This is a genomic window from Comamonas testosteroni (genome assembly GCF_000761245.1).
Lineage (GTDB): Bacteria > Pseudomonadota > Gammaproteobacteria > Burkholderiales > Burkholderiaceae_C > Comamonas > Comamonas testosteroni_C.
Genome location: NZ_AWOR01000001.1, coordinates 148,985 through 169,757, shown reverse-complemented (window position 1 = coordinate 169,757; position 20,773 = coordinate 148,985). Strand labels below are relative to the sequence as shown.

The following is a 20,773-nucleotide window of genomic DNA, read 5'->3' as shown; positions in this document are numbered from 1 at the left end:
TACTCAATTCATACCTATCAAGACGCTAGGCCGCAGCACAGCTGGACCTGGCAGCGCAATGCGCAGGACCGGCATGTGGGCGGGTCTGCTCCAGGGCTCGGCTGGCCAGTTCGTCGGCGCGCAGCTGCACCGCACCGTCCTGCACACGCACGCTGAAATAAGGCGTGCAGCCCTCGTCAGGCGCCGCCGCCTCGCCGGAGCTCAGCGCAATCGTCCAGTTGTGCAGCGGGCAGGCCACGCTGCGACCGAACACAATGCCTTGCGACAGCGGGCCGCCCTTGTGCGGGCAGCGGTCCAGCAGCGCAAACACCTCGTCGTCGGCATTGCGGAACACGGCCACATCCAGCCCTTGTGCACGCGCCACGCGGCGTGCTCCCAGCACTGGGATGTCATCAATCGTGCAGATAGAAATCCATTCGCTCATTTCTGGCTCCTCGGTGCTTGTGATCAGACGCTGGCGCTTTCGGTTTGCGCCGCAGTCAGTGGCTGGAACTGGCGCGTATCCACGGCAGCCTTGTCGGCTTCGAACCAGGGATCGGGCTCGCCGTCCAGTGCAAACTGCAGCTGCTCCCACAGCGCCCTGCGGCCCTCGGCATCGTCGAGAATGCGTCGCTTGACATAGTCCAGACCCACGCGATTGATGTAGTGCACCGTGCGCTCCAGATACCAGCCTTCCAGGCGATACAGCTGCATGAAGGCGCCCGTGTACTCCATCACCTCTTCGGCGGTCTTGAGCTTGGTGAAGAAATGCGCGACCTCGGTCTTGATGCCGCCGTTGCCGCCCACATACATCTCCCAGCCCGAGTCCACGCCGATGATTCCCACATCCTTGATGCCGGACTCCGCGCAGTTGCGCGGGCAGCCGCTGACGGCGAACTTCACCTTGTGCGGTGCGTACATGCGCCACATGGCGCGCTCCAGGTCCTTGCCCATCTGGGTGCTGTCCTGCGTGCCCATGCGGCACCATTCGCTGCCCACGCAGGTCTTGACCGTGCGCAGCGCCTTGGCATAGGCATGGCCGCAGGGCATGCCTATATCGTTCCAGACGGCCTGCAGATCCTCCTTCTTCACGCCCAGCAGATCGATGCGCTGGCCGCCCGTGACCTTCACGGTGGGGATCTGGTACTTGTCCACCACATCGGCAATGCGGCGCAGCTCGGAGGCCGTGGTCTCACCGCCCCACATGCGCGGAATCACGCTGTAGCTGCCGTCCTTCTGGATATTGGCGTGGCTGCGCTCGTTGATGAAGCGGCTTTGCGGGTCGTCCCTGGCCTCCTTGGGCCAGGTGCTTACAAGATAGTAGTTGACGGCCGGGCGGCAGGAGGCACAGCCATTGGGTGTGCGCCACTCCATGAAGCGGAACACCGCATCCGTGCTCAGCAGCTTGTGCTCAGCGATCGCATCGCGCACGGCCTGGTGGCCGTGATCGGTGCAGCCGCACATGGCCTTGGTCTTGGGAGCCGCCGAGTAGTCGCCGCCGGCCGTGAACATGATGATCTGCTCCACCAGTCCCGTGCAGGAGCCGCAGCTGGCACTGGCCTTGGTGTGCTTGCGTACATCGTCAAGCGTGAACAGGCCCTTGTCCTTGATGGCCTTGCAGATCGCGCCCTTGGTCACGCCGTTGCACCCGCAGACCTCGTCGCCGTCGGCCATGGCCGCGGCCTTGCTCTGGCCCTGGTGGCCGGTGTCGCCGAGATTGGATTCGCCAAACATCAGCTTGTCGCGGATATCGGCCACGCTGCGGCCCTCGCGCAGCAGCTTGAAGTACCAGCTACCGTCGACCGTGTCGCCGTACAGGCAGGCACCGACCAGCTTGTCGTCCTTGATGACCAGCTTCTTGTAGACCCCCGCATAGGGGTCGCTCATGAGAATTTCCTCGGTATCGCCGCCGCCCTGGAAATCGCCTGCAGAGAACAGATCGATGCCCGTGACCTTGAGCTTGGTCGAGGTCAGCGAACCCAGGTAGCGGCCGATGCCGAACTCGGCCAGATGGTTGGCCAGCACCTTGCCCTGCTCGAACAAGGGCGCCACCAGCCCGTAGGCAATGCCTCGGTGTGCCGCGCATTCACCCACGGCATAGATGCGCGGATCGGTCACGGTCTGCAGCGTATCGCTGACCACGATGCCTCGGTTCACATGCAGGTGCATGGACTCGGCCAGTTCGGTGCTGGGCCGGATGCCCACGGCCATCACCACCAACTCGGCCGGAATCTCGCTGCCGTCCTTGAAACGCACGGCGCGCACGCGGCCACTGCGTCCTGCGTCTTCGTCGCCCAGCAGCTCCTGCGTCTGCGCCTGCATGCAGAACTGCATGCCGCGCTCGGCCAGCGATTTCTGCAGCATGCGGCCCGCCTGATCGTCGAGCTGGCGCTCCATCAGCCAGTCGCCGACATGCACCACGGTGACCTGCATGCCGCGCTTCATGAGGCCGTTGGCCGCCTCCAGCCCCAGCAGGCCACCGCCGATCACCACCGCATGCCTGAGTGTCTTTGCCGCTTCGATCATGGCCTCGGTGTCGGCAATGTCGCGGTAGGCCAGCACGCCCTCCAGGTCCTTGCCGGGGATGGGCAGGATGAAGGGCTTGGAGCCCGTCGCCATGATCAGTCGGTCGTACTCGGCGCTGGCGGTCTCGCCCTGGGCATTGACCGCATGTACCGTGCGCCGGGCTCGGTCCACCGCAGTCACGGTATAGCCGGCGTGCAGCAAGATATGGTGGTCCTGGTACCAGGACCAGTCGTTGAGAACGATATCGCCGAGCGTCTGCTCGCCGGCGAGCACGGGCGACAGCAGAATGCGGTTGTAGTTGGGATGCGGCTCGGCGCCGAAGACCGTGATGTCGTACAGATCGGGGGCAATGGCCAGCAGCTCTTCCAGCGCGCGCACGCCTGCCATTCCGTTACCAATCATGACCAGTTTGGATTTTTTCATCTGAGTCCCCGTGGGCTTGCAAAAAGGCCTCCCGCGCAGAACCGCTGCGTTTGGCAGCAGCACCTCCAAGGAAGCGCTTGTGTCCTGAGACGGCCCGGCAACAAAAAAAGACGTCTGCATGCTTCATGACTTGCATGAGCATGTAGACGTCTTTGTCTTTTGGGTTTTGATCCAGCCTTGCACCATCACCCTGTGGCCCACCTTGGCCACGACAGGGAACATGCAATTGCCATGCCAGCTCTGCCGTCTCGCGGAATGCAGCAGGCCAGAAAGAGATGCACCATCTTTGTGCCTGTGCGCCGCTTTGCTGTGCACCAAACAAACATGGCGCCCCAAGGCGCCATGCAGCAGACATCGAGGCCAGGCTCAGGCCGCTTTTTCCACATGGCCCTGGCGCGTGTAGAGGAAGTCGATCACGGCCTTGCGGTAGCTTTGATATTGGGCATCCTCGGCCAGCTCCACCCGGCTGCGCGGGCGCGGCAGTGCCACATGCAGCACCTCGCCAATCGTGGCTGCCGGCCCGTTGGTCATCATCACGATCTTGTCGGACAGCAGCACGGCCTCGTCCACATCGTGCGTGACCATGACCACGGTGCTCTGGGTGCGTGCCACGATCTCCAACAACTCGTCCTGCAGCTTGGCACGCGTGAGGGCGTCGAGAGCGCCGAAGGGCTCGTCCATGAGCAGCACCTGGGGCTCCATGGACAGGGCGCGGGCAATGCCCACGCGCTGCTTCATGCCGCCCGAGATTTCGCCGGGGCGCTTTTGCGCCGCATGGCTGAGGCCCACCATGGCCAGCGCCGCATCGGTGCGCTGCGCCAGCTGTGCCTTGCTTTCGCGCTTGCCGAAGACACGCTCCACGGCCAGGTGCACATTGCCCCAGCAGCTCAGCCAGGGCAGCAGCGAATGGTTCTGGAAGACCACCGCACGCTCGGGGCCGGGGCCCCTGATTTCCTTGTTCGCGCACAGCAACGCACCGCCCGTGGGAACGGTCAGTCCGGCAATCAGATTGAGCAGCGTCGACTTGCCGCAGCCCGAGTGCCCGATGAGACTGACAAACTCCCCCTTGGCAATGTTCAGATGGATGTCGCGCAGTGCGGGAAACAGGCCCTTGGCGGTCTTGAAGGTCTGCTCCACCCCGTGGATCTCGATGTACTTGGTGCTGAGAGATGTATGCATGAGGTACTCCTTGCTTTTTTCCGAGGCCACCGTGGCGCCGGCTTTGCCGGGCCACCGGTGGTGCCCCCTTGAGGGGGTGACGCGCCCGAAGGCGCGGCTCAGGGGTGGGTTAAGTCTTCACCTCTTCAAACGTAAAGGCCGAAGCCAGCTTGACCAGGGCCCACTCCAGCACCAGGCCCACGATGCCGATCACGAAGATGGCGATGATGATGTTCTTGACGTTGAGGTTGTTCCACTCGTCCCAGACCCAGAAACCTATGCCCACACCGCCCGTCAGCATCTCTGCGGCCACGATCACCAGCCAGGCAGTGCCCACGGCCAGACGCACGCCGGTCAGCATATAGGGCAGCACGGCAGGAAACAGAATGGTGGAGGCGATCTTCCACTCCGACAGATTGAGCACGCGCGCCACATTCATATAGTCCTGGGGCACACGCTGCACGCCCACGGCGGTGTTGATGACCATGGGCCAGATCGAGCAGATGAAGATGGTCCAGATGGCTGCCGGATTGGCGCCCTTGAACACCAGCAGGCCTATCGGCAGCCAGGCCAGCGGCGACACCGGGCGCAGCAGACTGATCAAGGGGTTGAACATGCGCGACAGAAAACTGAAGCGCCCGATCACGAAACCCAAAGGGATGCCGACCAGTGCCGCCAGACCGAAACCCAGGGCCACGCGCTGCAGCGAGGACAGCACATTCCAGCCCACGCCCTGGTCATTGGGCCCGTTGCGGTAGAAGGGATCGCTGAACACCTGCAGGGCCTGTTCCCAGGTCTCGGCCGGGGTCGGAATGCTCTTGCCGGTGCTGCTGGAGACCAGCGACCACAGGCCGACCAGCAGCGCCAGCCCCAGCAGCGGCGGCAGGGCCTGAGCAAATAGCTGTTCAGCCCATTGGCGCAAGCGGCTGGGTGCCACCACAACCGGAGCCGTGACTATCGCTTTGGGTTTGATATCTTTTTGCACTTCAGCCTTTACAAGTTCTGTGCCAGCAGCTATCTCTTTTGAAGTTTCGAGCAGCGCATCATTGGCCGCCTGGGCTGCCAGTTGCGGATCGTGCGGGGGATCGAGTTCGAGCGGTGATTGAAGTACGGCACTGACCATGATGGTTCTCCGTTAAGGTGGCGGCCTCAGGCGGCCTTGATCTTGAAGCTGTCGGCGTACTGGGCAGGGTTCCTGCCGTCCCACACCACGCCGTCGATCAGCTTGCTGGTGCGCAGCACATCCTTGGGCACGCTGACCTTGAGCTGGCTGGCCGCCTGCTGGTAGAGGTCGATGCGGTTGATCTGCCTGGCCACGGCCAGATAGTCGGGATGAGCCTTGAGCAGACCCCAGCGCTTGTGCTGGGTGAGGAACCACATGCCGTCCGACAGATAGGGGAAATTCACGGCCCCGTCGTTGAAGAACTTCATGTGGTTGGGGTCGTCCCAGGTCTTGCCCAGGCCGTTCTGGTAGCGGCCCAGAATGCGCTGATTGATGGCGTCCACGCTGGTGTTGATGTACGACTTCTGGGCCACGGTCTCGGCCATCTTCGTCTTGTTCTGCAGGCTGGCGTCGATCCAGCGGCCGGCCTCCAGAATCGCCATCATCACGGCGCGGCAGGTGTTGGGATTCTTCTGCGCAAACTCGCCCGTGGTGCCCAGCACCTTCTCGGGGTGGTCCTTCCAGATGTCCTGCGTGGTATTGGCGGTGATGCCTATGCCGTCCATGATGGCGCGATGGTTCCAGGGTTCGCCCACGCAGAAGCCATCCATATTGCCCACACGCATATTGGCCACCATCTGGGGCGGCGGCACAGTGATCAGCTTGGCCTCGGACAAAGGGTTGATGCCCGCAGCCGCCAGCCAGTAATGCATCCACATGGCGTGGGTGCCGGTGGGGAAGGTGCCGGCAAATGTGTATTCGCGTTTTTCCCTGGCCATGACCTTGGCCAGGCTGGCGCCGTCCACCGCGCCCTTGTCGGCCAGTGCCTTGGACAGCGTGATCGCCTGGCCGTTGTTGTTCAGCCCCATGAGCACGGCCATGTCCTTCTTGGGGCCGCCCACGCCCAGGTGCAGGCCGTAGACCAGGCCGTAGAGCACATGGGCGAAGTCCAGTTCGCCGTTGACCAGCTTGTCGCGCACGCCGGCCCAACTCGCCTCCTTGCTGAGAACGATCTTCACGCCGTATTTCTGGTCCAGGCCCAGCACCGAGGCCATGACCACGCTGGCGCAATCGGTCAGCGGGATGAAGCCGATCTTGACCTCTTTCTTCTCCGGTGCGTCGGAGCCTGCGGCCCAGGCGCCATGGTGGCCCAGCGTGCCATAGAGGGCGGCAGCGCCGGCCACGCGCAGAAACTCACGCCGGCCGCCGGCAGATACGGGCTCGGGCGCAGGAGCAGTAGACGAAGGAAGGCGCTGGCTCATGAGAAAACTCCATCAAGAATCGTGGTGAAGGCGATCCGGAAAACAAAAAGGCGCCCTTCCCTCCTCGGGTGTGAGGAGAAAAGGACGCCGTTGTCCCAGGTCACTCGTAATAACGCTTTAAGCGCGACCGCCTTTGGTCTGCTTGACATCAACAGTCATGCACAAACCATGCCAGGCCTTGATCAGAGGCGGAGCCGCCTTGCGCCTGCGGCTTTGGCCCATATTTGGTGCAGCGCAACAAACACAGCGCTGCCAAGCGCTATGCATTGGTGCTGCCCGGCAGCAGGTCCGCCGTGGCCAGAATGGCCTCGGCCACATCCAGCATGCGCCGGTTCTGGTTCATGGCCGTCTGGCGGAGCAGCTTGTAGGCATCGCCCTCGCTGAGCTGGCGGTAGTTCATGAGCACGCCCTTGGCGCGTTCTATGGTCTTGCGCTCCTTGAGCGTGGCGCGTGCCTTGTCGATTTCGGTCTGCATGTCCTGCAGGCGCATGGATTGCTCCTGCACCAGCAAGACAATGCTTTTCTCGAGCTGCAACCCGTACGCACCCTCTGCAGGCAAGGAGGCAGTTGACTGCGTGGCTCCCAGGAAGGCCGCAGCCGCTTCGGCGCGGGTCCCAGGCTGCGGCTGCATCTCCAGCAGCGCCAGTTGCTGGCAGAGCGCGGCACCTGCCTGCTCCAGCTTGCGCAGACATTGGGACTGCAGCTCCTCGGCCAGAAATGCCTCAATCTGGTGCATGGCATCGAGCCGGCTGGAACAGGCTTCGAACCACGGCGAGCTCAGGCTGCGGTCCAGCGCAAGGCCGTCACCGGCCGTGCAGCCCAGGCGCCGCAGCCGCTCGATCACCGTCATATCGGGACAGGCCCCGCATTGCTGCTGCCAGCGCTCCATCCCCGGGGGACTGGCGAAGTCTGCAAACACCTGAAAGCAGCGCTCCTGCGACTCGATCAGATGCAGCCAATGGCGCTGACGCTCCGTCCTTCCGACCCCTGCGGTAAACGCCGCGACCCCCGTGGCGCGCTCCTGGCCCGCAAGCTCCTTGCCCTGCATGAAATGAAACAACGCTACCAGCAATTTCGCGATATCGGGATCGCAAGCGCTGTCCGCCGCCTCGAACACCACGGTCAGACAGGCCGCAATCATGCGAATCAGCGCTTGCGTGCAATCCTCGGCACTGAGCTGCAGCGCATCGCGCCGGTGGCGCAGCAGCGGCAGGGCTTCAAAGCCTTGCAGCGCATTGGCGATCGCATTGAACAGACGAGCGCCATGCGCACCCGGCGCCCGCGCGCCCAGCTCTTCAAGCGCAAGGCAGACCCGCTCCATGACACGGTCCACATGCCGGCCATGATCGAGCAGGCTCTGCTGCGCCTGTGCTCCGCCGCTGACCAGAAAAATATTCGAGAGACCGCGCTCTTTTTGCAGCGCATGGACGAGCTCGGACACGCTCGCCACCAGGCTGCTGGCGCGGCTGATCTGCTCCAGCTCGGCAATCTCGCTTTGCCTTGCAGCCACCAGATAGTGCAGAGGCGTTTTCATGGGGTAGTGCTTGTCGTCATGTTGATGCCATGGACGATCAGCACATTTCATGCCATCTCACGCAAGGCGACGCTGGCGCCTCTCCCAGAGCCGGTCCACCATGGCGCCCACCCCTATGCCCACGACATAGGCCAGCAGATCCAGCGGATCGAAGCCGTTGCCCAGCACCAGATAGGCCAGCTTGTTGGCGCGCAGGGCCTGCATCCAGGGGGCCTGATAGAGCTGCAGGAACTCGATGGCAAAGGCAATGACCAGGGACCAGGCCATGAGCTTGCCACGCGTGACGGCCGGCCGCAGCCAGGCCACGCACAGCAGCACCACCCAGGCCCAGAGCGCATCGCCCGGATAGTTGCCCAGCACGGCAGGAAAGGGCACGTAGCCCCGGCGCGAGGCCAGCCCGATGGCGATGACCGCCACAATGAGCAGGGTCAACACCATCCGTGAGCGACGAAAGGGCCCGGCAGAGGCCAGATGTATCAACAAGCTGTCGTCCCCTTCAGTCGATATGCGCGCCGGAGTCCTTGACCACCTGCTTCCAGTACGCCAGCTCGGCCGGCAGCATGGCCTTGAAGCTTTGCGGCGTGGACTCCACGCGCTCGGCGCCCAGAGTCTTGAGGCGCTCGGCCATCTCGGGCTTGGCCAGCACGGTCTTGACGGCCTGATAGAGCTTGTCCACCACCGGCTGCGGCGTACCGGCCGGTGCAAACAAGCCATACCAGCTGGTCACGGCCAGGCCCTTGCCCAGCACGGGGATCTCGGGCGCCAGCGATGTGGGCCTGTCGGACGCCACGCCCAGCACGCGCAGCTTGCCGCTGCTGACAAAAGGCATCACGCCGGGAAAGCTGCCGAAGGTCACCGGCAACTGGCCGGCCACCACATCGGTGGCGGCAGCCGACGCTCCCTTGTAAGGCACATGCAGCAGGTTCACGTTCTTCTGCTTTTTCAGCATCTCGCCCAGCAGATGGTTGAGCGTGCCGTTGCCGGCAGAAGCGTATTCCACCTTGCCCGGGTGCGCCTTGGCATAGGCCACCAGTTCGTCCAGATTTTTGGCCGGGAAATTCGGATTCACCACCAGCAGATAAGGCGCGACGGCCAGTTGCATCACGGCAGTGAAATCCTTGATGGGATCGAACGGCACCCTGGAATACAGCGCCGGATTGATGGTGTAGGCGCTTTGGGCCGTGACCAGAAAGGTGTAGCCGTCGGCCGCGCTGCGCGCCACCTGGCCCGTGCCCAGATTGCCGTTGGCGCCGGCGCGGTTTTCCACGATGACGGGCTGGCCCAGCGAATTCTCCAGCCCCTGGGCCACGGCACGCGCAATCACATCGTTGGCACCGCCAGGTGCCTGGGGCACGACAAAGGTAATCGGCTTGGCAGGCCAGTTGCCGCCCTGCGCCAGTGCTTGCGTTAGAGGTGCCACCACCACGGCAGCCACCGCCGCCAGCAGCAGCGAGCGGCGTTGGTTTGCAGAGATAAAAACAGCGTTTCGCGCCATCTCGGTGCGCGCAACTTCTTCAAACTTCATGGCAATAATTTCCTGTGGTGGTGGACATGGATGCTGCCAGCCCTCCATGCCGGCCTGTCGTCCCATGCAACAAGCCATTCTTGCATCGCTCGCCGGGCGGCCTGAACAGCACTCACTGTTCAGCCATCGTCTTTGGCAGGGGCAGCCTCCTGCAAATGCCGTGCCCCAAAGCCTGGCCGCAGCGGGACGGTCTCTTCAAAGCAGCACCAGCCCCGGCGGCAGGCTGTCGCCCAGACTGCGCTTTTGATCCTCGGCCTCCATCTGCACCACCTGCTCGACCATGGTCATCCAGCGCTCGGGCGCACCGCTGCTGCGCATCTTCTCCAGCACCTGCGCTCTGACGGCATCGGGCAGGTCGCGCACGCGGTCGCCCGTCATGCGGGCCATCTGCACGGCAGCAAACATCGCGGTTTCGTTCTTGCGCCAGTCCTGTGCCAGCGTGGCGTTCAGGAACTCCAGCGCCGCCTCGGGCGGCATCACCAAATGGGCGTTCGCGGCCAGAGATTGGCGTGCCGCCAGGCGGCCTATGGCCCACCAGGTCTGCACGGTTTCATCCTCGCGCCTGAGGCGCTGCAGCATCCACTGCCCCATTTCCTGGCGGTACTGCCAGGGCACGGCCTCCATGGCCGCGAACAGGCGCAGCATGTCGTCATAGCTGCCATGACTGGATTTACCGCGCGTGTTCTGCTGCACGGCCTTGTGCATATGGCCGGCCACGTCTTCGAGCAGCTCCATCTGCCGGGCCTCGTTCAGACCCGCAGCCACGCGGCGCCAGAACACCCACCACTCCGTCCAGTTGGCGGCCTCTTTGGCATGACCCAGGCCCTGGCCATACAAGGACCAGACCTGGTCTATGCGCCAGCCATCGAGCTGCGCCCCTACACCGGGGCGCAGACACCAGCCAGCGAGATTGAACCAGACGCGCTCATGGTCGGCGGTGCGGCGGCGGCGCCTGCCACGGGCCAGCAGCGCATCGAACAGGGCACGCAGCAGGCCGAGCTCCCAGCCCTCGCGCGGGCCGAGGACTCTTTCGAGCGACTGACGCAGCTGGCGCACCTCCCGGGCCGTCACCTCCTGCGCCTGCGTGCCGAAGATGCGCTCCACCAGCGCCACGGCTTCGGGCAGCCTGGCTGCCAGAGAATCAGACTGTTTTGGGCCTTCAGCGCTTGGTTCACCCGCGCTGTCAGCGATGGGCTGCGAAGCCGAAGCACCGCGTACAGCAAAGGGCAGCAGCCAGGACTGGCCCGCATCCTGCACGGCGACGCAGCGCACTTCCAGCGTGCCGACCTCGCTCATGCAGGCTTGCAGCTGCACCTCGACCTGGGCAGCAGAGCGGCCTTCAGGAGCCGGCAGAACGGTGGCCAGCGGCGGCAGCTCCACCCAGCCATCGCCGGTCAAAGGTGCAATCTGGCCGGCCTGCGCGGGCGCGTTGCTCTGGCTATTGGCCAGCAAATTGAAACGCACGGCCTGGCCCAGCTTGAGCGCAAAGCGCCGGCCCGAGAGCACCATGCGCACGCCCTCTTCCGTGCCGCGCGGCAGCAGGCACAGGCCTTGCGGAGCCTCGCCCTTCTTGCCCGGCAGCAGCAGCCAGTAGCTGCGCGCCGAGCCGCCGCCAATGCGCGGCACCACGGTCTTGATCGCTGCCGACGCTTGCCCGGCCCGTGCTGCAGGCTGATTGGGCGCAGCAATCTGTGCCACCGCCAGCTCTGCCTGATGGCGAGCCAGCCCGTAGGCCGCCGCACCGCGCGCCACGGCCCAGTCCGGGTGCGGGTTGTGCAGCACGCGCACCGGACTGCCGCGCCAGCGGCCAAGCAGCTCCGTCAGACGCTGCACCATGGCATGGGCGTGGAACACGCCGCCGTTGAGCAGCACGGTATCGGGCAGGCCCCCACTCGCATGCTGGGCAAGAAAATGCGCCAGATGACGGCTGATGGCCGCATCGGCCGGATAGGGCAGGCCAAAGCCGCGCAGCGCACCCTGCCGCCTGGCGGGCATATCGCTGATCTGAACGACCGGCAAAAAGCCGTCGACCACCGACTGCCGCACCTGCTCACGGGTCAGCGTGACGCTTTGAGTCGCCGCCAGCAGCTTGCTGCCGCCCCCTAGCAAGGTGATGCCGATCTGCTCGGGGGCGTTCTGCGCCAGCAGCTGCTCCTTGGCCATGCGGCAGCGCTGCACCAGCTGGGCAAAGCGCTGTACGGACAGCCTCTGGCCCGGGTCTGGCGCCTTGGCCGCAAACGCCGGCTCAAGCTGATGGGCCAGCGCCAGGTCCATGTTGTCGCCGCCCAGCATCAGGTGCTCGCCGACGGCCGTGCGCGTCAGCGTGGGCAGGCCGCCGTCGGGCGCTGCATCCACGCGAATCAGCGTCAGATCGGTAGTACCCCCGCCTACGTCCACCACCAGCACCAGGCGGCTGTCAACCAGTTGCGCAGCCAGCTCATCGCCCTGCAGCACCAGCCAGTCGTGAAACGCGGCCTTGGGCTCCTCCAGCAGCTGCACGCGCGGCAGACCTGCCATCTGCGCGGCCTCCAGCGTCAGTGCACGCGCGCCCTCGTCAAATGAAGCAGGTACCGTCAGCACCACGCTTTGCAGGTGCAGCGGCGCTTCGGGGTGCGCTTGGTCCCATGCTGCTCGCACATGGGCCAGGTAGGAGCTTGACGCCGCTAGCGGCGATACCTTGGCCACGTCCTCGCCAGCCCCCCAGGGCAGGATGGCGGCCGTGCGATCCACGCCGGTATGCGAGAGCCAGCTTTTGGCACTGGCCACCAGCCGCCCCGGCACGGCAGCCCCCAGATCTCGCGCCCAGCGGCCTATGACGGCAGGCGCAGCTTCATCCGCGCCCTGCGGCGGCCAGGGCTGCTGCCAGGCTTCGCCCAGCTCGCCCTTTGCCGCCTGGTAACGCACCGAAGGCAGCAGAGGCTGGGCCACAAGCTCACCTGCCGTGTTGCGCTGGGCAATATCGAGCAGCGCGATATCGCTTGTCGCACCGTCCAGCGCAACGCTTGCCACGACCGTGTGACTGGTGCCCAGGTCGATGCCGATGACATAGAGGGGAGACGGTAAATTCATAGAGAGCCGAAAAACGCAGAACCCGGAAAACGCCATCCGGATTCTTGATCGTAGCAACTCTATGCAAGAAGCATTGCGAAATGGTACGAGCAGCCCGCCATCCCTGCGGTATCGGACCCTGCTCAGGACAATGGAGCGATAGGCACTGCACGCAGCTGTTCGGCCAGAAAATCCGCCACGTTGCGTGGCTCGCGCCCCAGCACCAGTCTGACGGTATCGGTCACCGCGGCCGCATGTCCCTCGTTCATCAGAGCAAAGAACTGGCCATGCACCCGAGCAATGAACGGGTCCTGCGCAAGCGCAGGCAATGGCGCCTCCACCCGAATCTGCCGGGACAGGTGGTACGAAGCGATCTGCGCCAGTTGCTGCGCGCCCACCGCCTGCCCACCAGTCAGCACCCACGGGCCGGGCGCGCGCTCGCGCATTTGGCGCACCAGCCTCTGATTAAGCAGCGCCTGCACGGCCACGTCGGCAATGTCCCTGGCATCGATATAGGACACAGCGGCGCCGATATGGTGGCAGCGGATCGCATCGCCCTCGCGCAGATCGCCGGCCACCCGGCTCAAGCCCACCTGCATCCAGGCATTGGGGCGCAGCACCACATGCGAGATGCCGCTGTCCTGCAGAAACTGCTCAACATGGCCATGGGCATCGCCCGACAGCGAAAGACCAGAAGGATTTATCGTCCAGTCCGAACCCGAAAGCTTGACGATATGAGACAGACCGGCGGTCTGCGCGGCCTCGATCACGCGCAACTGCTGCGCGGCCAGCGCGGGGCCTATGGGCGAGAGCAGGAACAGGCTGTCCGCCCCGGCCGAGGCCTCGCACAAGGAGGCCTGCTCATCGAAGCTGGCTTCGGCAATCTCCACCGCATCACCCCATAGCGAGCGTGCCGTGGCGGCGCAGCGCACCAGCACGCGCACACGCGCATGACGTGCCAGCAAACGCGGCACCAGCAACTGCCCCAGCCGCCCACTGGCACCGCTGACCAGAACTCTGGGTTCTGCTCTCTTGCTCATGCGCTGACTGCCGCCTCGGGCCGCTCGGCAGCAGCGGACTGCTGGGCGAGCAAGGCGGCCAACGGCCTCTGGTCCACCCAGTCCGCGAGGGAAAAGTCAGCTGCTAGGAATCCCCATTCGAGCAGAAAGTCCTTGAAATAGCCAATGGCATCAATCAGCTCTGGCTTCAGGCTGATGTCCAGATGGCGGTGCACATCGGGCCCGTTGGAAGCCAGGATCGCCTCCTCGCTGGTGGCGATCTCCCTCGCGACAAACCGCAGCGTCTCGTCGGGATGGGCTTCGGCCCAGCGGCCTGCGCGCTGCACCACGCGCAGCAGTTCCACCACCAGGTCTGGGCGTTGCCCGGCCAGGGCTGCATCCACGGTCAGCGTACGTGGCGTGCCATTGTTGATGCGCACACGCGGGTCGGGGTGACGGCCGAACTCGCTGACAATCTGAGCGCCAATCAGATTGGCCACCAACACCCCTTCGGCACCTTTGACAAAGATCGCATCCACTTCGCCGCGCACCAGGGCCTCGACTTCGCGGAAATAAGGGTGGCGGCGGCGCAGGCCGAACAGGCTGGGCGTGCCCTGCTCCTGGATGATGGACTCCTCGATCACCAGGTCGACCAGCTCCACATCGCGATGGCTGAGGCCAGCCAACGACAGGCCGGAGACCAGCCCCTTGAGTGCCGTCGCGCGGTGGAAGTCGATCAGATCATTGACGCGGGCTGGTACGCCAAAGCGCCTGCCGGCCAGTTGCTCGGGCGCATGAATGCCGCGACCAGGCAGCGTGATCAGCGCCTGGAACTCGTCGGTCCAGGTGATGGCGACGAGCCGGGTATCGCGCCCTTTGGCGCGCGCCCATATCGGAGGAATATTGCCGCCCTGCCGGAAGGACCATGACAGATGATGGTCGAAATGGCTTTCTCGCACGCTGCGGTCCTTGGAGTCGAAAATCGACTCCACACCAATGCCCAGCTCAGCAAAGGCCGACTGCAGCCAGCCTTGTTGCGCGGCAATCCCCAGCGGGGACGGCACGGGGCAGCGGGTATACCAGAGGGATTGCGGCTGAGCCGCCGTGCTGTGGGTGGAACTCATGCGTTTCTCCTTGATTGAGACGGTGAAAGAATCAGGACGCTGCCAGCCACACGCTTGCCAGATTTCCAGCCACGCCGTCGGCGCCCACCGTGTGGTTGCGCACACGCTTGTCGACGATGGTGTAGATATGCGGCGCGACCAAAGTGATGTCCGGCAGATCGAGGGCGATGCGCTTCTGGAACTCGGCGATATCGCGGATGCGCTGCGGCTCGTTGACCTCGACGGCTGCGGACTCCAGCAAGCGGTCCACCTCGGGGCTGACATAGTGGGCTCCATTGGAGAAAGGAAGGCCGCGCTTGAAGTTCTTTGACCAGTACAGCCGCTGTATGCCCACGGTGGGGTCGAAGGTGTTGCTCATGGCGCTGACATGCAGATCGAAAGCACGATCGGTGTAGACGCGCTTGATGTAAGTGGCGAAGTCTTGGCCGTTGATCTGCACGTCAATGCCTATGCGCCCCAGGGCCTGCTTGAGAAAATCTGCCGTACGCTGGCCGCCCTCGTTGGGAATCGGCGTCAGATGCAGCCGGATGCGCCAATTGCCACCAGCCTTGCCGCGCCGCAGCCCGGCATCGTCCAGCAGCTTCTCGGCAGCCTTGAGGTCATGGGGCAGTTGAGGAAGGTCGGGCACATAGAATTTCTTGAGGGCGGGATGGACCGGCCCCGAGGTCAGCCGCCCCTGACCGTACCAGGCGACCTTGAGCAGGTTTTCGCGCTGGATCGCGTGGGCAATGGCCTGGCGCACCCGCAGATCCTTCAAGGCCTCGTGCTCCAGGTTGAATTCCAGACGATAAACGGTGTTGATGTATTCATAACCCCGGGTCTCGAAGCTCAGGCCAGGCTTGGTGCGCAGGCGATCGACTTCGGAGAAGGGCACCGGCGAACTCGGAGCAATTTGCACCTGCCCGCTTTCAATCGCGGCCGTGCGTGCCGCTGCATCGGGAATGAAACGCACGATCAGCCGGTCAATGTACGGTTTGTCGCCATCCCAGTAATGGGGGTTGCGCTCGTAAATCACATGGCTGCCGCGCACCCATTCCTTGAACACGAAAGGCCCGGTCCCCACCGGTGCATTGTTGGCCGGATTGGCATCGGCCCGCCCCGTGGAATACAGATGCTTGGGCACCATGGGCGATTCCGAGGCCGCCAGCGCCGTGATCAGATAGGGAATCGGCTTGCTTAGCTTGAGCACCACGGTGTGCGCATCGGGTGTCTGGACCTCGGAGACGCTGGCAAAAGTGGCGCGACCGCGCGGATGGAACTCCTTGAGCAAGGCGATGGAATGCGCCACATCGGCCGACGTGAACGGCTTGCCGTCATGCCATTTCACACCCTGGCGCAGCTTGAAGCTGTAGAGCAGGCCGTCGGGGCTGATGGTCCACGACACCGCCAGCTGGGGCTGGGGGTTGAGGTTGAAGTCATAGGTCAGCAGGCCCTCGGTGACCTTGCCCGATATCGTCACTGACGAACCCGCCGTATGTGCAATCGTGGTCAATGTCGGCGGCTCGGGAAACAGCAGCAGCGTCAGCGTGCCGCCTTTTTGCGGCTTTTCCTGCTGGGCCCAGCCGACCGAGGGAACGATGGAGGACAGGCCGGAGGCTGCAGCAGCCAGCACAAAGCTGCGGCGCGAGGCCGGAGAAGAGTCGAGATCAGCGGACATGGTGAAGGCAGTCGGAGTGGAAAACAGACGGAGAGCGCGCTCTAGCGGCGCTGCAGGCCCGCGCGGCCGGCATTGCTGCGAATCAGGTTGTTGGGCGGTGAATGGATCTGGCTGCAAAGCACATTGCGCAGATGACGCTCCAGCGGATTGCGACGTGCCAGACCGTGGTTGCCGGCCAACTCCAGAGCCAGCGTGGCGGCGCGCACGGCGTTTTCCACAGCGACATGCTTGGCCACGGCCGCCAGTCCGTCGGGAGCAGAGCCCGCGTCATAGGCGCGTGCGTGGCTGTCCAGCAGGCAGTCGCTGGCCTGTAGCAGCACTTCGATCTCGCCAAACTTCTCCTGCACCGTGGGCAGCGAAGCCAGGGACGCACCGCCCAGTGCGCTGGGGCGCCGGTGATTGAGAAATTCGGCCAGCCAGTCGCGTGCAGCGCGCGCCGCGCCATCGTAGACACTGGCCACCAGACTGAAATACCAGGCAATACCATGCGCCTCGCGCTGCAGGCCATCAGCGGCCGGGCGCAGGCCCACCGCATGGTGGTCGGGCACCCAGGCCTCTTCCAGCAGCAAATCCTGGCTGACGGTGGCACGCATGCCCATGGGGTCCCAGGTCTCGACCAGACGCGAGCCCGGCGTGCCGCGCGGCAGCACAAAGCTGCCCAGGCGCGGCTTATCCTCGTCGGTCACCGCCAGCACGCTGATCCATGCCAGCAACGGCCCGCCCGTGACATAGATCTTGTGCCCGCTGAGCTGCCAGCCCCCTTGCACACGCCGGGCCCTTGTCGCAGGCAAACCGCCATGGGAGGGCGAGCCCAGCTCAGGCTCCACCTGGGCCGCATTGAGCAGCGCAGGCCCTTGCAGACTGGCAGCAATCAGCTCGGTCGCCAGTGCCGCAGACCATTCCCCCGAACCCGCCTGCTGGGAGCGCGCTATCGCCGCATGCATGCTGTAGTGCATGGACAGAATCAGCGCCACCGCAGGGTCGCCCTGGGCCACGGCTCCGACCACCGCGCGTGCCGTTGCCAGGCCCGCACCATGGCCGCCAGCCTCTTTCGCAATCGTCAGGCGCAGCAGGTCAGCTTCGTGCAGCAACGCAAACTGCGGCGCGGGCGGTGCGCCGCTGCTATCGTGAGCACCGGCCAGCGCGGCCAGCTGCACGGCCAGCGCTGCGGCCCTGGCCACTAACTCCGGCGCCTGCAGTGCGGTTGCGCCCCTGGCCTGGTCAGGCGAGAGATGCCCGCGCTCCATTTGCACAATTTCGCTCATGCCACGACCTCCAGGCTGTGGAGCGGCGGTGCCACAAAGCCGCCATGCGCGAGCTCGAACGCATGGGCAAAAGCGATCGTGGTGCGGTCCTCGAGATACGGACCAACAGCCTGGGCGCTGACGGGCAGCCCGTCGTCGTCCAGACCCAGCGGGAAACTGGTCGCCGGCAAGCCGGGCAGTACGGGCAGGCCCGCCCAGTTGAAGAGCTCGCGAAACCCCAGCTGGCGAATGCCGTCGGCATACGCCACCGGAAAGCGGCGCTCCTCCTTGGGCTCCTGGTGCTGGTGCGCAAAGGCCGGCGTGGGGGCGACAGGGCTGAGCAGCACATCGAAGTGGGTGAACAGCTGCTCCCACTGATGGCGCAGGGCATGGCGGTGCTCGTTGTCCTGCAGCCAAGTCGCATGCGGCAGGCTGGGCGCGCGCAGCAAGGCCGCCTCGGCGCTGCGATCATCCGCAGCCAACTCGGCCAGGCGCTTGCGCTGCGCCGGCGACAGCGGCGGCGGATTCGCCACCGACGCGCCCAGCAGGCTGCGATAGGTGCGGTGCTGCTCCCCGAGGTCGGGGCGCAGCACCGCCGGAAGATCGCGCCACAGCACGGGCGTCACGCCCTCGGCTTGCAACCGCTGGAGCAAGCGATCCATGACGAGCTGCTCGGAAAGACTGGGATCGGTCCCGGGCCAGGCGTCGATCACCAGTACGCGGAAATCCCTGAGCTGCCGGTGGCGCGCCGGTGGCAGCGTGAATTTCCAGCCCTTGGCCTCCAGCGGGTCAAGGTTCAGCAACAGGTCCAGTGCCAATTCCAGATCCTGTGCGGTGCGCGCCAGCGGCCCGGCCACCGACAGATCACGTGCACTGAAGCGCCCCTGGGGCGCTCCGGCTCCGCGCATGGAGATCAGCCCATAGCTGGTCTTGTGCCCGAAGATGCCGTTGAAATGCGCGGGTATGCGTACCGAGCCACCTATGTCGGTGCCCAGCTCGAGAGCCACATAGCCTGCAGCCACGGCAGCCGCGCCGCCACCCGAAGATCCACCAGGCGTACGCTGCAGATCCCAGGGATTGCGGCTGGTGCCGTAGATGGTGTTGTAGCTTTGCAGATCGGCCAGGGAATGCGGCACATTGCTCTTGCCGATGAGCACGGCTCCCGCCGCGCGCAGCGCAGCCACGGCCAAAGCATCCTGGCGCGCGATATTGTCCTGGAAGTCGGGGTTGCCCACGGTGGTGGCCAGGCCGGCCACGTCGAAGTTCTCCTTGACTGTGATGGGCACGCCCAGCAACGGTCTTCGCTCGCCGCGCTGCAAGGCGGCATCGGCCTGCAGCGCATCGCTGCGAGCCTGGACCACGGCGCGCACGGGCACTGCATTGAGTTGTGCCTCATGACGCTCCATGCGCGCCAGCGCCTGCTCTAGCAGCGCCACGGCCGTGACCCGGCCGTCGGCCAGGGCCTGAGCCTGCTCGCGTGCACTGGCAAAGACCAGGGATTCAAGCCCGTCATCGGCCGGCGTGGGAAGGGAGAGATTCACGGCGGTCATTTGCGGGGCTCCAGCCAGAGATCGGAGAAGTCGCCCGCCGTCAGGTCGATGCTGTTGTTGAGCCCGTGGACGCGGGTGCTGTGCACGCGCAGTGCCGATGGCACGGTGGCCAGCGGATAGACGGGCAGATCCCGTCCCACGATCTGCTGGATCTGGCGGAACTGTGCGGCACGCCGGCTGTCGTCCAACTCGACGGCAGCCTGGCGGAACAGCTCGTCGACCTGGGGATTGTTGTAATGCGAGGCATTGATCCAGATCAGCGGGTTCTTGATGCCGTCGGACCAGTAGATGCGCTGCACCCCCACCGAGGGATCGAACAGCCGACCCAGGCCGTTGATGTTCAGATCGAACTCGCGTGACGTATAGACGCGCTTTAGAAAAGTCGGCAGGTCGCCATCGAGGATGTCCACCTTGATGCCCACGCGGTTGAGTGCGGAGCGCAGATATTCGGCCGTCTGCTTGAACTGGGCACCGGGGATATAGCTGAGCCGGACGCTGAAGCGCTGACCGTTGGCCTGGCGCGGATAGCCCGCAGCATCGAGCAACTGGTTGGCGCGGTTCACATCAAAGCCGTACTTGAAGCTGCTGTCGTCGTAATAGCCGGCGAGCACCTTGGGAATCGGCGAGTTCACCAGCTCCGCCTGCTTGTAGTAGACGTTGTTGACGATGAACTGGCGGTCCACTGCGTGGGCGATCGCATGACGCACCTCGGCTTTGGCCAGTACCGGATTCTCTACATTGAATTCAAGAAAGGACGCGTTGTTGAGAAAGGCGTCATAGCTCGCATCCAGCTTGAGCGCGGGCTTTTGCAGCAGGCGTCCGAGATCGGCCAGACTCAGGTTCTGGGCGATATCGGCCTCGCCTGTTTCCACGGCCGCAGAGATCGCCGAGAGATCACGGACAAAACGGAAGACCACGCGATCCACATGGGGCACGCCCTGGCGCCAGTAGTTCGGATTGCGCTTGAGGATCACATGGCTGCCGCGCACCCATTGATCGAACACAAAGGGACCGGTGCCCACGGGGGCCGTGATGTTGGGACTGGTCAGCGGATCGGCATCGCCGTAACGTCGGGCCGGAACGATGGGCAGCTCTGCCGACGACAGCGACTTCAGCAGAAAAGGCGCCGGTTTGGAAAGCACCAGCACGGCCGTGTGGGGATCGGGCGTATCCACACGCTCCAGGCTCTGCAGCGTGATGCGGCCGCGCGGCCCCAGCTTTTTCTGGGTCAGAAGCGAATAGCGTACATCGGCCGAGCTGAAATCCTGGCCGTCATGGAACTTCACTCCCTGGCGCAGCTTGAAGGTGTATCTGAGGCCGTCAGGGCTGATGCTCCAGGATGTGGCCAGCAACGGCTGGGGTTTGAACTGAGCGTCATAGCGCAGCAGGCCTTCGGTGATCTTGGCACTGAGATCGCGGTTGTCGGTCTTGGTGTCCAGAAACGATACCAGCGAGGTGGGTTCCTGGGCGACCACCGCGGTCACCGTGCCCCCTTTGACGGGAGTGGCCGGCGTCTGGCCATGAGCGCCCGCAGTAATCACGGACAGCAGAGCCCAGAACATGGGCTTGTAAATGGTATGCAT

15 protein-coding genes are annotated in these 20,773 nt (G+C 64.5%); all 15 read right to left on the bottom strand.

The annotated features are described in order from the left end of the window. Positions 1-25: 25 nt before the first annotated feature. The 15 genes from nirD to P353_RS00625 all read right to left on the bottom strand — a co-directional run bounded on the left by nirD (position 26) and on the right by P353_RS00625 (position 20,773). Positions 26-424, bottom strand: coding sequence for a nitrite reductase small subunit NirD (nirD, locus tag P353_RS00695; protein WP_034364252.1), 399 nt, complete (start codon positions 422-424; stop codon positions 26-28). Positions 425-447: 23 nt separating this feature from the next. After that, positions 448-2,928: a nitrite reductase large subunit NirB gene (nirB, locus tag P353_RS00690; protein ID WP_034364250.1), complete on the bottom strand. Its 2,481-nt coding sequence runs from the start codon at positions 2,926-2,928 to the stop codon at positions 448-450. 366 nt (positions 2,929-3,294) lie between these two features. After that, a complete protein-coding gene (locus tag P353_RS00685; protein WP_034364248.1) occupies positions 3,295-4,107 on the bottom strand; it encodes an ABC transporter ATP-binding protein in 813 nt (270 codons plus the stop codon). Positions 4,108-4,216: 109 nt separating this feature from the next. Then, complete coding sequence (gene ntrB, locus P353_RS00680; protein WP_034364246.1) at positions 4,217-5,209, bottom strand: nitrate ABC transporter permease; 993 nt, start codon at positions 5,207-5,209, stop codon at positions 4,217-4,219. A 26-nt stretch (positions 5,210-5,235) separates the two neighbouring features. Next, complete coding sequence (locus tag P353_RS00675; protein ID WP_034364244.1) at positions 5,236-6,510, bottom strand: CmpA/NrtA family ABC transporter substrate-binding protein; 1,275 nt, start codon at positions 6,508-6,510, stop codon at positions 5,236-5,238. Positions 6,511-6,769: 259 nt separating this feature from the next. Beyond that, complete coding sequence (locus P353_RS00670; RefSeq protein ID WP_034364242.1) at positions 6,770-8,044, bottom strand: nitrate regulatory protein; 1,275 nt, start codon at positions 8,042-8,044, stop codon at positions 6,770-6,772. A gap of 57 nt (positions 8,045-8,101) precedes the next feature. Beyond that, a complete protein-coding gene (locus P353_RS00665; protein WP_198529015.1) occupies positions 8,102-8,482 on the bottom strand; it encodes a DUF2809 domain-containing protein in 381 nt (126 codons plus the stop codon). A 58-nt stretch (positions 8,483-8,540) separates the two neighbouring features. Continuing rightward, positions 8,541-9,569 carry a Bug family tripartite tricarboxylate transporter substrate binding protein gene (locus P353_RS00660; RefSeq protein WP_034364238.1) on the bottom strand — a complete coding sequence of 343 codons (1,029 nt, stop codon included), beginning with the start codon at positions 9,567-9,569 and terminating at the stop codon, positions 8,541-8,543. 195 nt (positions 9,570-9,764) lie between these two features. After that, positions 9,765-12,638 (bottom strand): Hsp70 family protein, encoded by a 2,874-nt coding sequence (locus P353_RS00655; RefSeq protein WP_034364237.1) that lies wholly within the window; start codon positions 12,636-12,638, stop codon positions 9,765-9,767. A gap of 122 nt (positions 12,639-12,760) precedes the next feature. Continuing rightward, entirely contained in the window at positions 12,761-13,657 is an 897-nt protein-coding gene (locus P353_RS00650; RefSeq protein WP_034364235.1) for an NAD(P)H-binding protein, read from the bottom strand. Continuing rightward, positions 13,654-14,739 carry an ABC transporter substrate-binding protein gene (locus tag P353_RS00645; protein ID WP_034364233.1) on the bottom strand — a complete coding sequence of 362 codons (1,086 nt, stop codon included), beginning with the start codon at positions 14,737-14,739 and terminating at the stop codon, positions 13,654-13,656. The genes P353_RS00650 and P353_RS00645 overlap by 4 nt, the downstream gene beginning before the upstream one ends. 31 nt (positions 14,740-14,770) lie before the next feature. After that, the gene (locus tag P353_RS00640) at positions 14,771-16,396 is read right to left on the bottom strand and encodes an ABC transporter substrate-binding protein (protein WP_034364231.1); all 1,626 of its coding nucleotides are present in this window, start codon (positions 16,394-16,396) and stop codon (positions 14,771-14,773) included. A 41-nt stretch (positions 16,397-16,437) separates the two neighbouring features. Beyond that, on the bottom strand, positions 16,438-17,661 hold the full coding sequence (locus P353_RS00635; RefSeq protein ID WP_034364229.1) for an acyl-CoA dehydrogenase family protein: 1,224 nt from the start codon (positions 17,659-17,661) through the stop codon (positions 16,438-16,440). Continuing rightward, positions 17,658-19,190, bottom strand: a complete 1,533-nt coding sequence (locus tag P353_RS00630; RefSeq protein WP_052084620.1) for an amidase — start codon at positions 19,188-19,190, stop codon at positions 17,658-17,660. Before P353_RS00630 ends, P353_RS00635 begins: the two co-directional genes overlap by 4 nt. Further along, complete coding sequence (locus P353_RS00625) at positions 19,187-20,773, bottom strand: ABC transporter substrate-binding protein (protein WP_034365356.1); 1,587 nt, start codon at positions 20,771-20,773, stop codon at positions 19,187-19,189. The genes P353_RS00630 and P353_RS00625 overlap by 4 nt, the downstream gene beginning before the upstream one ends.